Here is a 13,399-nt window from a genome sequence, read left to right as displayed (position 1 = left end):
CGTAAGGACGATGCACGCGAAAGCACGGCGGCAACTACGCCCCCGCCTCGCCCCACGGTGTCGGCGGCGGCACCGCGCACGGCCCTTCGACATCGATCGACTTGAAATCGGCGGGCCCGACGATCTCCAGGTACTCCATGTCCGGCGAGTAGTCGAACAGATAGTGGACGATCCCCGGCGCCTGATGCACGCAGTCGCCAGCTGCCACCAGCGTTTCCTGGTCGCCGTACATGAAGCGCGCCCAGCCCTTCAGCATGATCACGATATGGAACTCGGCCTCGTGACGGTGCCAGCCGGTGCCCGCCTCCGGTGCATGATTCGCCCTGACGAGTTGCGCGACGACCTTGCCGTTCGTCGCGGCCGCGATACCGAGATCGCGATACAGGAAGAAGTCGCGCAGGCCTTCGCCGCGATACGCGGTGTCCTGCGGCTTCACATGGGAAAAGGCGGTGGTGGTCGGTGTGCTCATCGCGGTGCTCCTTCATCGAAAGGATCCCGCGTGACAAGCATTTAGCGTTCCAGTATGCGACGTCGCGGACGATGCGCGACGCCGCCTGGCCGCTTACTTCAACCGCCCCGACAGAAACTGCCCGAGCCGTTCGCTCTTCGGATTCACGAGAATCTCCTGCGGATTCCCTTCCTCCTCGATCTTCCCCTGATGCAGGAAGATCACGTGATTCGACACGTTGCGTGCGAAACCCATCTCGTGCGTGACGACGACCATCGTGCGGCCTTCCTCGGCGAGCTTCTGCATCACCTTCAGCACTTCGCCCACCAGCTCCGGATCGAGCGCCGACGTCGGCTCGTCGAACAGCATCACTTCCGGCTCCATCGCGAGCGCGCGTGCAATCGCCACGCGCTGCTGCTGGCCGCCCGACAGGTGCGACGGATACATGCCCTCGACGCGCGGTGCGAGACCGACCTTCTCCAGGTACTTGCGCGCCCGCGCGATCGCTTCGTCCTTGCTGACGCCGAGCACGGCCATCGGCGCTTCGATGATGTTCTCGAGCACCGTCATGTGGGCCCACAGGTTGAAGTGCTGGAACACCATCGACAGCTTCGTGCGCATCCGCTGCAGCTGCTTCTGGTCGGCCACCCGCAGCGAGCCGTTGCGGTCGCGCGTGGTCTGGATCGGCTCGCTGCCGATCGTGATCTGCCCGGAGCACGGCTGCTCGAGGAAGTTGATGCAGCGCAGGAACGTGCTCTTGCCGGAGCCGCTCGAGCCGATGATGCTGATCACGTCGCCGGCCTTCGCCTTCATCGACACGCCCTTCAACACCTCGTTGTCGCCGAACTTCTTGTGCAGGTTGTCAACGGTAAGCTTGTACATGCTGGGTCCTTCGTTGCGAATCTTGCGAATGCGTTAATGGCCGCGCGGCGAGAGGTACGCGAGCCAGCGCGTCTCGAGCTTGCGGAACGCCCAGATGAGCGTGAACACGACGGCGGCGTACAGCACGGCCGCGATGCCGTAGGCCTGGAACGACATGTAGGTTGCCGAATTGACGTCGCGCGTGATCTTCAGGATGTCGGGCACGGTCGCGGTGAACGCGAGCGTCGTCGCGTGCAGCATCAGGATCACTTCGTTGCTGTAGCTCGGCAGCGAGCGGCGCAGCGCGGACGGCAGGATGATCCGCGTATAGAGCTTGAAGCGCGACATCCCGTAGGCCATGCCTGCCTCGATCTCGCCGGCCGACGTCGCCTTGATCGCGCCCGCGAAGATCTCGGTGGCATACGCGCATTCGTTCAGCACGAACGCGAGCAGCGTGCAGTTCATCGCGTTGCGGAAGAACGTGTCGAGCAGCACGTGGTTGTGCACGACCTGCAGGCTGTAGATGCCCGTGTAGCACATCAGCAGCTGCACGTAGAGCGGCGTGCCGCGGAACACGTACGTATAGAGCCACACCGGGCCGGAGATCCAGCGGTTCGACGATGCGCGCGCGATCGCGAGCGGCACGGCGAGCGCGAAGCCCAGCGCGATCGACACGACCAGCAGCCACAGCGTGATCGCGAGGCCGCTGAAGCGGTAGCCGTCGGTGTAGAGATAGCTTTGCCAGTACTGGCTGACGAGTTCGATCACAGTGCGAGCCTCCGGACGCCGACGGAATAACGCTTCTCGAGGTGATGCAGCACGACGTTGGATACCGTCGTGATCGCGAGGTAGATCGCGCCTGCAGCCAGCGTGAAGAAGAAGAAATCGAGCGTGCTCTTGCCGGCGTCCTGCGACGCCTTGACGACGTCGGCGAGGCCGATGATCGACACGAGCGCGGTGGCCTTCACGAGCACCTGCCAGTTGTTGCCGATGCCGGGCAGCGCGAAGCGCATCATCTGCGGGAACAGGATGCGGCGGAACACGCGCCAGCCGCTCATCCCGTATGCGAAGCCCGCTTCGAGCTGGCCGCGCGGCACCGCGAGGAACGCGCCGCGGAACGTCTCGGTGAAGTACGCGCCATAGATGAAGCCGAGCGTGATGACGCCGGCCACGAACGGGTCGATGTCGATCTGGTCCCAGCCGAGCATGTCGGTGACGTTGTTCAGCAGGATCTGGATCCCGTAAAACAGCAGCAGCATCAGCACGAGGTCCGGCACCGCGCGGATCAGCGTCGTGTAGAAGGTGCCGATCGACTTGAGCATGCGGTTCGTCGACAGTTTGGCGCTCGCGCCGATGAGGCCCAGCACGAGCGACGCCGCGAGCGACAGCACCGCGAGCTTCACGGTTTCCACCGTGCCGGCCCACAACAGCGGGCCAAATCCTTGGAAGATCATATGAGGGATCCAGAACGATGTGGCTGGATTGTCAATAGCCATTACCCGGGCATCAAACGATATCTACGCACTACCTGATGCAGCCTGCTCATCAAGTCGAACGCATCACGCGAAGCGGGCTGCACCCACGACAGACGCGGCACGCACCGCAACCGATGCGCGCCGCATGGAAGATCAGCCGCCGTAGACGTCGAACGCGAAGTACTTCTTCTCGAGCTTCTTGTACGTGCCGTCCTTGATGATGTCGGCGATCGCGTGGTCGATCTTCGCCTTCAGGTCGGCGTCGTCCTTGCGCAGCCCGATGCCGGCGCCATTGCCGAGCGTCTTCGGATCGTCGATGTCCTTGCCGGCGAACTCGAAGTTCGCGCCGCGCGGCGTCTTCAGGAAGCCGATGTCGGCCTGCACCGCGTCCTGCAGCGCCGCGTCGAGACGGCCCGACATCAGGTCCTGGTACACGCCGTCCTGGTTCTGGTACGGCACGACCTGCACGCCCTTCGGCGCCCAGTAGGCCTTCGCGTAGGTTTCCTGGATGGTGCCCTGTTCGACGCCGACCGACTTGCCCTTCAGCGATTCGGCCGTCGGCTGCAGGTTAGCGCCCTTCTTCGTGACGAGACGCGTCGGCGTGTTGAACAGCTTGTCGGAGAACGCGATCTGCTCGGCACGCGCCGGCGTCATCGACATCGACGACAGCACGCCATCGAACTTCTTCGCCTTCAGCGCGGGAATCATCCCGTCGAAGTCGTTCTCGATCCACACGCATTTCGCCTTCAGGCGGGCGCAGATCTCGTTGCCGAGATCGACGTCGAAGCCGACGACCTTGCCGCTTGCGTCCTTCGATTCGAACGGCGGATAGCTGGCGTCGACGCCGAACCGGATCGTCGACCAATCCTTGGCGTGGGCACCGACCGCGATGCAGGCAAGGGCAATACTGAGCGCGAGTTTCTTCATGGCGTTCCTGTCAGAGGCGAACTGGGCCGGGTTCCGTCGGGCAGCGCCGCCGTGAACCCTTCCAACCCGGAAGCCGCCCGTTCCGGCGACACCCCAAGTTGTACATACAACTTTGCCTTTTCGGAGGGTGCGCCAGCAATCCGTGTTTATCTCTAATTGTCGGACCAATAGGATCGTGGGTCGCAAATTTCCTTATATTTCAATTAATTGCGAATTACATCGAGCTAAACAACCGCTTTCTCCGCGCGCCGGCGCACGGCCGGGAGCGGGATTTCAGTTGTCTAGACCTGCCGATGCCGCACCACGCGGCCCGTCCGCCACGCCGACCGTTTCCAGACCGACCAGCCGGTAGCCGAACTGCAACTCCGTCAGCAGGTGCCGCGGGCGCGCCGGCACCGGTTCGAGCTTCTGCCGCAGGTTCGTCATGTACACGCGCACGTAATGCGCGCGGTCGGCATCATGGACGCCCCACACCTCCGCCAGCAATTGCCGCGCGGCGATCACGCCGCCCCGCGCGCGAATCAGCGCGGCGAGCAGCCGGAATTCGAGGCGCGTCAGGTGAACGGGCGCGCCGCCGCGCGCGACTTCGTGCTTGCCGAGATCGACGGTCACGTCGCCGAACCGCACGATCGACGACGATTGCCCGTCGGCCGATACGAACGCCGCGCGCCGCAACTGCGCGCGTGCCCGCGCGAGCAGTTCGGGCACGCCGAACGGCTTCGGCAGGTAATCGTCCGCGCCGGCATCGAGCGCCGCGACCTTCTCCACTTCCTGCTGCCGCGCCGAGAGCACGATCACCGGCACCGTCGACCACTCGCGCAATTCGCGGATGAAGGTCTTGCCGTCGTCGTCCGGCAGCCCGAGATCGACGATCACGAGATCGGGCTTGCTGCTCGACGCATACATCCGCGCCTCGCGGGCCGTCGACGCCTCGCAGGTGTCGAGCCCTTCCTGTTCCAGCGCCATCCGCACGAAACGGCGAATGTCCGATTCGTCCTCGACGATAAGTACGCGCGATCTGATCATGTCCGGCTCTCGTGTTCGATATCGGGCGGCGCACCCAGTGGCAGGCGAACCTCGAACCGCGCGCCGTGCGGATCGAGCGGCACCGCGCGGATCGAGCCGCCGTGCGCGTTGACGATGCTGCGGCACAGCGCGAGCCCGAGCCCCACGCCGCTGATCGACGATTCCTTGCGTTCGCGCTCGAACGGCTCGAACAGCGGCTCGGTGTTGCGCGCGGTGAAACCGGGCCCGTCGTCTTCGACGAACACGTACAGCGTTTCGCCGAACACGCGCGCCCGCACCGCCACGGCCGCGTCCGTGCCCGCGTACTTCGCCGCGTTGTCGAGCAGGTTCATCAGCACGCGCTCGATCAGCAGCGCGTCGACGTCGATCAGCGGCAGGTCGGCCGGCAAGTCCGTGCTCACGTCGCGACCGGCCAGCACGCCGGCCGAATGCGCGAGCGCGCTGCCGACGATCTCGTCGAGCATGTGCCATTCGCGATTCAGCCGCACGCCCTCGCTCTGCATGCGCGCGAGGTCGAGCAGGTTCACGACGAGCCCGTGCAGCGCCTCGGCCTGGTTGCGGATGCCGTGCGCGAGCGCGGCCGGCTGCCCGTCGGCCAGCCGCTCCGGCCGCTCCAGTGTCTCGGCGAGCCCGCGGATCGCGGTCAGCGGCGTCTTCAGGTCGTGCGACACCGCGGCGAGCAGCGCGTTGCGCAGCCGCTCGCCTTCGATGCGGACCAGCGTGTGCTGCGCGACACCGACGTAGTGCACGCGTTCGAGCGCCATCGCAATCGACGAGCACAATGCGTCGATCAGGCGGCGATCGTCGGGGTCGGTGGGCACCGGCTGCGCGTCGCCGAACAGCACGAGCACGCCGCGCACGCGCATCGGCGCCTTCAGCGGCAGGTACTGCGCGGCCGCGCGCTCGAACGGCGGCAGCCCGCCCCCCGCGCCACGCGCATTCTCGTAGACCCAGCGGGCAATCGGTGCATCGACGAACCGGGCGTGCTGCGCCGGCATCAGGTGATCATCCGCATCCGGCAGCACGAGTGCGACGCGCACGCCCAGCAGCGGCGCGATCGTGCCGGTGCAGATCGATGCGATCTGCTCGGTCTCGATCGCCGCCGACAGATCATGCGCGACCCGGGCCAGCGCCGCCGAGCGCTTCTCGTTCGCGCGCGCGGCCCGCGCCTCCGCGCGCAGGCGCGCCGCGAGCTGGCCGATCGCGAGCGCGACGGCCAGCATCAGCGCGAACGTGAACACGTACTGCGTATCGGACACCGCGAACGACAGCCTCGGCTCGACGAAGAAGAAGTCGAAGCAGCCGACGCACACGAACGCGGCCCACGCACCGGCGAGCCGGCCGAGCCGCAGCGCGATCAGCACGACGGTCATCAGGAACAGCATCACGACGTTCGACAGGTCGAACACGCGCAGCAGCGCGCTGGCCGCGAGCGTCGCCAGCGCGCACACGAGCGTGGCGAGCAGCAGCGGCACCGCGTACTGCGACATCCACACCTGCGTGCGCGGTCGCGCTTCGCGCACGGCCAGCGTCGGCTGCGTGTCGGGCCCGGCGCCCGCGATGCGGTCGGCCAGCATCGCGCATGCGCGCAGCACGCCGCGCCAGCGGTCGCGGCGCACGCCGTCTCCACCGCGGCGGGCGGCGGTGTCCCGCGGCCCCGTTGCCCGTCGATTCGCTTCGCTCACGTTCACATTCACATCCATGATCGCTTCCGGCAATTGAAACGCCGAACGGCCCCGCGCACGCCGCGAAGGCGTGAGCGGGGCCGCGACGGCGCGTTCGGTCAGATAAACGGCGTCAACAACATGTCGATCAGCTTGATGCCGATGAACGGCGCGATGATGCCGCCCACGCCATAGATCAGCAGGTTGCGCCCCAGCAACTTCTCGGCCGGCTCCGCGCGATACTTCACGCCTTTCAGCGCGAGCGGGATCAACGCAACGATGATCAGCGCATTGAAGATCACGGCCGACAGGATCGCCGACGTCGGGCTGTGCAGCCCCATCACGTTCAGCGCGCCGAGCGCCGGATACGTCGCGACGAACGCGGCCGGGATGATCGCGAAATACTTCGCGAGATCGTTGGCGACGCTGAACGTGGTCAGCGCGCCGCGCGTCATGATCATCTGCTTTCCGACCTCGACCACCTGCATCAGCTTCGTCGGGTTGCTGTCGAGGTCGACCATGTTGGCCGCCTCCTTCGCCGCCTGCGTGCCGCTGTGCATCGCGACGGCCACGTCGGCCTGCGCGAGCGCGGGCGCGTCGTTGGTGCCGTCGCCCGTCATCGCGACGAGATGGCCCTTCGCCTGGTGCTCGCGGATCAGCCGCAGCTTGTCCTCGGGCGTCGCTTCGGCGAGGTAGTCGTCGACGCCGGCTTCCGCCGCGATCGCGGCCGCGGTGAGCCGGTTGTCGCCGGTGATCATCACGGTCTTCACGCCGACCTTGCGCAGCTCGGCGAAGCGCGCGGCGATCCCGTGCTTGACGATGTCCTTCAGCTCGATCGCACCGAGCACGCGGGCACCGTCGGCCACGACGAGCGGCGTGCCGCCGCGTCGCGCGATGTCGTTGACCGCCGTCTCGACCGCTTGAGGAAACACACCGCCGAGCGCATCGACGTGCGCGCGGATCGCCGACGCCGCGCCCTTGCGGACCTGACGCTCGCCGATGTCGAGGCCGCTCATCCGCGTGCGTGCGCTGAACGGTACGGTGATGCTGCCGGCGGTCGCGGCCACGTCCAGCGAGAAGCGCTGCTTCGCGAGCGCGACGATCGAGCGCCCTTCCGGCGTTTCGTCGGCCAGCGACGACAGTTGCGCGGCCTCGGCCAGCGCACGCTCGTCCACGCCCGGCGCCGGCCGGAACTGCACGGCCTCGCGGTTGCCCAGCGTGATCGTGCCGGTCTTGTCGAGCAGCAGCACGTCGACGTCACCGGCCGCCTCGATCGCGCGGCCCGACGTTGCGAGCACGTTCGCCCGCATCATCCGGCTCATCCCCGCGATGCCGATCGCCGACAGCAGCGCGCCGATCGTCGTCGGGATCAGGCACACGAGCAACGCGATCAGCACGGTCAGGCTCACCGCCGTGCCCGACGCGTTCAGCAGCACACTGAACTGCGAGAACGGCAGCAACGTCACGCATACGAGCAGGAAGATGATCGTCAGCGCGACAAGGAGGATCGTCAGCGCGATCTCGTTCGGCGTCTTGCCGCGCTTCGCGCCTTCGACCATCGCGATCATCCGGTCGAGAAATGCCTCGCCCGGTTGCGCGGTGATCTTCACGATGATCCAGTCGGACAGCACGCGCGTGCCGCCCGTCACCGACGAAAAATCGCCGCCCGACTCGCGGATCACCGGCGCGGATTCGCCGGTGATCGCCGATTCGTCGACCGACGCGACGCCGTCGATCACTTCGCCGTCGGCCGGAATCGTGTCGCCGGCCTCGACGAGCACGATGCTGCCGGCCGCGAGCTCGTCGCTCGGCACACGATGGCTGGTGCTGCCGAATTGCTTCGGCTCGTCGAGCACCTTCGCGTACACGCGCTTGCGCGCCGCGCGCAGCGCATCGGCCTGTGCCTTGCCGCGCCCTTCGGCCAATGCCTCGGCCGCATTCGCGAACAGCACGGTGAACCACAGCCAGCACGCGACCGCGAAGATGAAGCCGGCCGGCGCGTCGCCCGTGCCGGTCAACGCCTGCAGCCACAGCACGGTCGTGACGATGCTGCCGAGATACACGACGAACATCACGGGGTTCTTCAACTGCACGCGCGGCGCGAGCTTGCGGAACGCCTCGCGCAGCACGGCCGTCCAGCGCATCGGCGGCACGCCGCCGACCGGCATCGCCGCTGGATTGATCGGGGTTTCGATATGGGACATGAGTGACTCCGTGGTTCCTTCTATTGCTTCGCGCCGGCCGCGTGGCCGAATGCGCGGTCCAGCGCGAGGTTCAGGTCGAGCACGCGCACGCGCGGTTCGCCGAGCACGCCGAGCTGGCGCGGCAACGCGATCCGGTCGACCAGCGCCGTGACCTGTGCGGCATCGACGCCGCGCGCCTGCGCGACCCGCGCCACCTGCAGCCGCGCGTTCGCGACCGAGATCTCGGGATCGAGCCCGGACGCCGACGCGGTCACCGCATCCGCCGGCACCGGCGTGCCGGCGGCGAGCGCGTTCTCCTGCCGGTAGGTGCGCACCCGCAGCGCGATATCCGCGAGCAGCTTCTTGCTGGTGGCGCCCTGGTTGCTGGCGCCGCTGCCGGCCGCGTTGTACGGCTGGTCGATCGTCTTCGACGGATCGGCCGGATCGGTGCCGACCGTCGCGCTCGGCCGCCCGTGGAAGTAGCCGGCACGCGTGAACTGCTGCCCGATCACCGCCGAGCCGACCGTCGTGCCGTGCTGTTGCACGAGACTGCCGCGCGCCTGCGACGGGAACAGCACATTCGCGACGCCGGTGGTGAGCAGCGGATACGCGATGCCCGTGACGAGCATGAACAGCACCGACGACGCGATCACGGGCCGCACGAGGCCGCGCGTCGCCGCGCCGAACGAAGAACCGCGTGCCGGCGCGGCGGCGGCCGCTGCCTGGCGATTGCCTTGCATCATGATGTTTTCCTCAGAACAGTTGGCCGCCCGACATCATCAGGTGCTCGACGATCGGGCCGAGCGCGAGCGCCGGCAGGAACGTGAGGCCACCGACGACCAGGATCACGAAGACCAGCAGGCCGGCGAACAGGCCCGTCGACGTCGATAGCGTGCCAGCGCTTTCCGGCACGCGCTTCTTCGCGGCGAGACTGCCCGCGACCGCAAGCATCGGCAGCAGCGTCAGGTAGCGGCCGATCAGCATCGCGAAGCCGATCGTCGTGTTGAAGAACGGCGTGTTCGCGTTCAGGCCCGCGAACGCGGAGCCGTTGTTGGCCGTGCCCGACGTGTATGCGTACAGCACTTCGCTGAAGCCGTGCGGGCCGAGGTTCGCGAGGCTGTCCAGCGTCGAATGCAGCACCGCCGCCACCGCGGTGAAGCCGAGGATGCTGAACGGATGCGCGAGCACCGCGAGCATCACGAGCTTCATCTCGCGCGCCTCGATCTTCTTGCCGAGGAATTCCGGCGTGCGCCCGATCATCATCCCGACCAGGAACACCGTGAGGATCGCGAACGTGAACAGGTTGATCAGCCCGACGCCGTCGCCGCCGAACACGTTGTTCAGCATCATCTGCGCGATCGGCACGAGCCCGCCGAGCGGCGTCAGCGAGTCATGCATCGCATCGACCGACCCGGTGGTCGCGGCCGTCGTGACGGTGGCGAACAGGCTCGTCTGCGCGATGCCGAAGCGCATCTCCTTGCCTTCCATGTTGCCGCCCGGCTGCGTGGCGCTCATCTGCGGGTCGACGCCGAGCCCGGTCACGAGCGGATTGCCGTACTGCTCGGCCGAATAGATCACGGCCAGGAAGCCGACGAACATCACGACGAACGCGGCGAGGATCACCCAGCCCTGGCGGCGCCGGCCGATCATCGTGCCGAGCGCATAGGTCAGCGCGGACGGAATCAGCAGCATCGACAGCATGTGCAGCGTGTTGGTGAGCGGCGTCGGGTTCTCGAACGGATGCGCGGCGTTCATGCTGAAGAAGCCGCCGCCGTTCGTGCCGATATGCTTGATCGATTCGAGGCTGGCCACGGGCCCCATCACGATCTGCTGGCGCGCGCCTTCCAGCGTGGTCGCCCACGCGTCGGACGCGAGCGTCTGCGGCATGCCCTGCCACACGTACACGAGCGCCATCACGAAGCTGAGCGGCAGCAGCACGCGATAGGTCACGCGCGTGAAATCGACCCAGTAGTTGCCGAGGTCCGCCGCACTCTTGCGGCTCAACCCGCGGATGAAGCCGCCCGCGGCCGCGACGCCGGTGGCCGCGCTGACCACCATCAGGAACGTGATGACGGCCATCTGCGAGAAGTTCGACAGGCTGCTTTCGCCCGCATACGCCTGCCAGTTCGTGTTCGTGATGAACGACGCGGCGGTGTTGAACGCAAGGTCGGGGCTTTGCGACGCGCGCTGCAGCGCGTCGAACGGCAGCGTGTCCTGGATGCGCAGCAGCAGGTAGCCGAGCAGCATCATCCCGGCATTACTGAGCAGCAGCACCATCCCGTAGCGCTGCCACGACATCGCTTCGTCGGGATTCACGCCGAGCAGCGCATAGGTCCGGCGTTCGACCCACGCGTGGCGCGGGCTCGTAAAGGCATGCGCGAGCCATTTCCCGACGACGGGCACCAGCGCCAGCATGATCGCGAGAACGATCGCGAATTGAATGAGATTGTTGAACATGTCGACGCTCGCTCAGATCCGGTCAAGGCCGGTGATGAAACCGGCCGTCAAGGCAAAGAACGCGAGCGTGAACAAGATGAAAAGCAGATCGCTCATGACATTCACCGATATTTTCGAATTCCTGTTGAATCGCGCCGATCAATACCGCTCGGGTTGGATCAACGCATGAAACAGATAGATGAAGAGCGCGAGCGACAACGCGCCGGTGATCCACAACATGGCTTTCCCCTTTTTCCTATGCGCGGCGACGCCGCGCGATCGTCGGCGCATCGGGCCTTGCCGTGTCGGCGCAAGCCCGCGTGACGCCCCCATGCTCAACTGGCGAATGGGATGCGACAGTGTAGAAATCCGCGTATCAAAGCGGTGTTCAATTTCTTTACGCGGAGTAAAAAAGCTGTAAAGACGAAAGCCGGCGGCGATGGCGTTTTTATGCGTTCTTTTCAGGGCCAATACGAGTCTATACACCGTATCTTCACCGCGATTCCTAGAATGGGCGACATGTCCAAGACGAGATCTCCGCGGTGCGGAGCACGATGCGACCCGGGGATGCCAGCATGAAACCGACCAGAACCGAAACCGCCGCCTCACGCGATCTGCCGCCTGTTCGTTCGCGGCGCCGGTGCGCTGCCGACGAGCTCGTGCTGCTGTCGATCCGCGTCGAATCGGACAACCTCGCCGTCGTGCGGCGCCTGCTGCACCAGGCGGTCGGCACCGCGCTCAACTTCTATACGGCCGCGATCGACAACCGCACCGGGCGCGCGTGCATCGAGCTCGAAGTCGCGCGGTCGCAGGCGTCACCCGCCATCCTGTCGATCCTCCGCCTGCTGCCGGCCGCCGAGTTCGGCACGATCCGCCTGCTGCTGCACTAGCCGGTCTCCATTGCGGCCGCGCGTGACACGCATCACGCGCCCGCTCCCCCTTTCATCGATTCGAACGCGCGTTGCCGATGCGAACGCGTGCGGTTCGTCTTCATCACGAGCCGCGCACGCTCGCCGCCGGCATGCGCGCCGGATCGTCGTTCCCGTCGCTACGGGCCTTTCCAGGAAGCACTCACGATGAAAAAAACAGTCGCCGGTACCCTCTCCCTCGCATTCCTCAGCGTCGCCGCGCAGGCGCAAAGCAGCGTCACGCTCTACGGGATGCTCGATGCGGGTATCGTCTATACGAACAACCAGTCGGGTAAAAGCGCGTGGCAGCAAGGCAGCGGCCTGCTGTCGAACACGGTCTTCGGCCTGAGCGGCAACGAGGATCTCGGCGGCGGCCTGCATGCGCTGTTTCGCCTCGAAAACGGCTTCAACCTGAACAACGGCACGCAGTCCTACAAGAACACGATGTTCGGCCGCCGCGCGTACGTCGGCCTGCAAAGCGACCCGTACGGCGCGCTGACGCTCGGCCGCCAGTACGATGCCGTGGTCGACTATCTCGGCCCGCTCGCGATGGCGAACAACGGCGACGGCAACAACCTCGCGTCGCATCCGTTCGACAACGACAACCTCGACGATTCGTTCTACATCGACAACGCGGTGAAATACACGAGTCCGACGCTCGCCGGCTGGCAGTTCGGCGGCCTGTACGGGTTCAGCAACGCGGCCGGCGGCTTCGCGAACAACCGCGCGTACAGCGCGGGCGTGTCGTATGCGAACGGGCCGGTCAGCCTCGGCGCCGCGTACCTGCAGCTCAACCGCGGCGGGCTGACGGCCGGCGGCGCGCTGTCGACCAACGACGGGCCGAACTTCCCGGCCGTGCGCCAGCGCGTGATGGGCGCGGGCGGCAGCTACGCGTTCGACCGGCTGACGTTCGGCGCGCTGTGGACGCATTCGATGTTCGACGAAACGGCCGCGTCGTCGCTGCCCGGCGCGCTGAACGCGCTGCGCTTCGACAACTTCGAGGTCAACGCGCGCTATGCGCTGACGCCGGCCGTTTCGTTCGCGGGCGCCTATACGTTCACCAACGGCCGCTACGACGACGCAACCGGCAGCCATCGGCCGAAATGGCACCAGGTGACGCTGATGGCCGACTACGCGCTGAGCAAGCGCACCGACGTGTACGCGGAAACCGTCTACCAGCACCAGTTCGGCGTGCCGGCGGGCGCGACGCTCGGGTTCGCGAACGTCACGGGGCTCGCGCCTTCGTCCACCAACACGCAGGTGGTCGGGACGGTCGGCATCCGGCATCGGTTCTGACCTCTCGCCAGCCGCCGAAAGCCGGCCGCTCTGTGCAATCCCGCATGGACGCGCGCCGGCCGAACAGGGATCATTCGGGGAATCCGGGCCCGCGCGCCTGCGAAACCGGTACACTCGGCGCCGGGCGCGCGCCGGATCGGCATTCGGCGGCGGGCCGCTGCCGACTCTGGAATCG

The 13,399-nt window shown here is 66.6% G+C and carries 14 protein-coding genes; 3 read left to right on the top strand and 11 right to left on the bottom strand.

The annotated features are described in order from the left end of the window. Nucleotides 1–34: 34 nt before the first annotated feature. The 10 genes from CFB39_RS21345 to kdpA all read right to left on the bottom strand — a co-directional run bounded on the left by CFB39_RS21345 (nucleotide 35) and on the right by kdpA (nucleotide 11,041). Complete coding sequence (locus CFB39_RS21345) at nucleotides 35–469, bottom strand: cupin domain-containing protein (RefSeq protein WP_089428130.1); 435 nt, start codon at nucleotides 467–469, stop codon at nucleotides 35–37. Between the two features lie 93 nt (nucleotides 470–562). Continuing rightward, nucleotides 563–1,330, bottom strand: coding sequence for an ABC transporter ATP-binding protein (locus tag CFB39_RS21340; RefSeq protein WP_041493635.1), 768 nt, complete (start codon nucleotides 1,328–1,330; stop codon nucleotides 563–565). A 33-nt stretch (nucleotides 1,331–1,363) separates the two neighbouring features. Continuing rightward, entirely contained in the window at nucleotides 1,364–2,077 is a 714-nt protein-coding gene (locus CFB39_RS21335; RefSeq protein ID WP_089428131.1) for an ABC transporter permease, read from the bottom strand. Next, nucleotides 2,074–2,763 carry an ABC transporter permease gene (locus CFB39_RS21330; protein ID WP_041493367.1) on the bottom strand — a complete coding sequence of 230 codons (690 nt, stop codon included), beginning with the start codon at nucleotides 2,761–2,763 and terminating at the stop codon, nucleotides 2,074–2,076. The genes CFB39_RS21335 and CFB39_RS21330 overlap by 4 nt, the downstream gene beginning before the upstream one ends. A gap of 174 nt (nucleotides 2,764–2,937) precedes the next feature. Then, the gene (locus tag CFB39_RS21325) at nucleotides 2,938–3,711 is read right to left on the bottom strand and encodes an ABC transporter substrate-binding protein (protein ID WP_011355971.1); all 774 of its coding nucleotides are present in this window, start codon (nucleotides 3,709–3,711) and stop codon (nucleotides 2,938–2,940) included. A gap of 273 nt (nucleotides 3,712–3,984) precedes the next feature. Next, the gene (locus tag CFB39_RS21320; RefSeq protein WP_089474344.1) at nucleotides 3,985–4,737 is read right to left on the bottom strand and encodes a response regulator; all 753 of its coding nucleotides are present in this window, start codon (nucleotides 4,735–4,737) and stop codon (nucleotides 3,985–3,987) included. Next, nucleotides 4,734–6,440 (bottom strand): DUF4118 domain-containing protein, encoded by a 1,707-nt coding sequence (locus CFB39_RS21315; protein ID WP_089474343.1) that lies wholly within the window; start codon nucleotides 6,438–6,440, stop codon nucleotides 4,734–4,736. Before CFB39_RS21315 ends, CFB39_RS21320 begins: the two co-directional genes overlap by 4 nt. A gap of 80 nt (nucleotides 6,441–6,520) precedes the next feature. Further along, nucleotides 6,521–8,569 (bottom strand): potassium-transporting ATPase subunit KdpB, encoded by a 2,049-nt coding sequence (gene kdpB, locus CFB39_RS21310; RefSeq protein ID WP_089475623.1) that lies wholly within the window; start codon nucleotides 8,567–8,569, stop codon nucleotides 6,521–6,523. A gap of 56 nt (nucleotides 8,570–8,625) precedes the next feature. Beyond that, on the bottom strand, nucleotides 8,626–9,327 hold the full coding sequence (gene kdpC / locus CFB39_RS21305; RefSeq protein WP_179257715.1) for a potassium-transporting ATPase subunit KdpC: 702 nt from the start codon (nucleotides 9,325–9,327) through the stop codon (nucleotides 8,626–8,628). A gap of 10 nt (nucleotides 9,328–9,337) precedes the next feature. Further along, the gene (gene kdpA, locus CFB39_RS21300) at nucleotides 9,338–11,041 is read right to left on the bottom strand and encodes a potassium-transporting ATPase subunit KdpA (RefSeq protein WP_089474342.1); all 1,704 of its coding nucleotides are present in this window, start codon (nucleotides 11,039–11,041) and stop codon (nucleotides 9,338–9,340) included. Between kdpA and CFB39_RS40305 the strand changes: the two genes are divergently transcribed. Continuing rightward, a complete protein-coding gene (locus CFB39_RS40305) occupies nucleotides 11,040–11,210 on the top strand; it encodes a hypothetical protein (protein WP_174975849.1) in 171 nt (56 codons plus the stop codon). The genes kdpA and CFB39_RS40305 overlap by 2 nt on opposite strands. On the opposite strand, the gene kdpF is transcribed toward CFB39_RS40305, so the two are convergent. Further along, the gene (kdpF, locus tag CFB39_RS40595; protein WP_206147752.1) at nucleotides 11,180–11,506 is read right to left on the bottom strand and encodes a K(+)-transporting ATPase subunit F; all 327 of its coding nucleotides are present in this window, start codon (nucleotides 11,504–11,506) and stop codon (nucleotides 11,180–11,182) included. The two genes, CFB39_RS40305 and kdpF, sit on opposite strands and share 31 nt — an antisense overlap. Nucleotides 11,507–11,595: 89 nt before the next feature. On the opposite strand from kdpF, the gene CFB39_RS21290 reads away from it, so the two are divergent. Then, on the top strand, nucleotides 11,596–11,910 hold the full coding sequence (locus CFB39_RS21290; protein WP_089474341.1) for a hypothetical protein: 315 nt from the start codon (nucleotides 11,596–11,598) through the stop codon (nucleotides 11,908–11,910). A 186-nt stretch (nucleotides 11,911–12,096) separates the two neighbouring features. Continuing rightward, nucleotides 12,097–13,224 (top strand): porin, encoded by a 1,128-nt coding sequence (locus CFB39_RS21285; protein WP_089474340.1) that lies wholly within the window; start codon nucleotides 12,097–12,099, stop codon nucleotides 13,222–13,224. Nucleotides 13,225–13,399: the final 175 nt, after the last annotated feature.

This window comes from Burkholderia sp. AU6039 (genome assembly GCF_002223365.1).
Lineage (GTDB): Bacteria > Pseudomonadota > Gammaproteobacteria > Burkholderiales > Burkholderiaceae > Burkholderia.
This window is presented reverse-complemented; position numbering and strand designations above follow the sequence as displayed.

Bases quoted from the DNA above. Each gene is read 5' to 3' on its own strand.
- CFB39_RS21330 (WP_041493367.1), bottom strand. From the start codon at position 2,763: ATGATCTTCCAAGGATTTGGCCCGCTGTTGTGGGCCGGCACGGTGGAA.
- CFB39_RS21340 (WP_041493635.1), bottom strand. From the start codon at position 1,330: ATGTACAAGCTTACCGTTGACAACCTGCACAAGAAGTTCGGCGACAAC.
- kdpA (WP_089474342.1), bottom strand. From the start codon at position 11,041: ATGTTCAACAATCTCATTCAATTCGCGATCGTTCTCGCGATCATGCTG.
- CFB39_RS21290 (WP_089474341.1), top strand. From the start codon at position 11,596: ATGAAACCGACCAGAACCGAAACCGCCGCCTCACGCGATCTGCCGCCT.
- kdpC (WP_179257715.1), bottom strand. From the start codon at position 9,327: ATGATGCAAGGCAATCGCCAGGCAGCGGCCGCCGCCGCGCCGGCACGC.
- CFB39_RS21315 (WP_089474343.1), bottom strand. From the start codon at position 6,440: ATGGATGTGAATGTGAACGTGAGCGAAGCGAATCGACGGGCAACGGGG.
- CFB39_RS40305 (WP_174975849.1), top strand. From the start codon at position 11,040: ATGTCGACGCTCGCTCAGATCCGGTCAAGGCCGGTGATGAAACCGGCC.
- CFB39_RS21345 (WP_089428130.1), bottom strand. From the start codon at position 469: ATGAGCACACCGACCACCACCGCCTTTTCCCATGTGAAGCCGCAGGAC.
- CFB39_RS21320 (WP_089474344.1), bottom strand. From the start codon at position 4,737: ATGATCAGATCGCGCGTACTTATCGTCGAGGACGAATCGGACATTCGC.
- kdpB (WP_089475623.1), bottom strand. From the start codon at position 8,569: ATGCCGGTCGGCGGCGTGCCGCCGATGCGCTGGACGGCCGTGCTGCGC.
- CFB39_RS21285 (WP_089474340.1), top strand. From the start codon at position 12,097: ATGAAAAAAACAGTCGCCGGTACCCTCTCCCTCGCATTCCTCAGCGTC.
- CFB39_RS21325 (WP_011355971.1), bottom strand. From the start codon at position 3,711: ATGAAGAAACTCGCGCTCAGTATTGCCCTTGCCTGCATCGCGGTCGGT.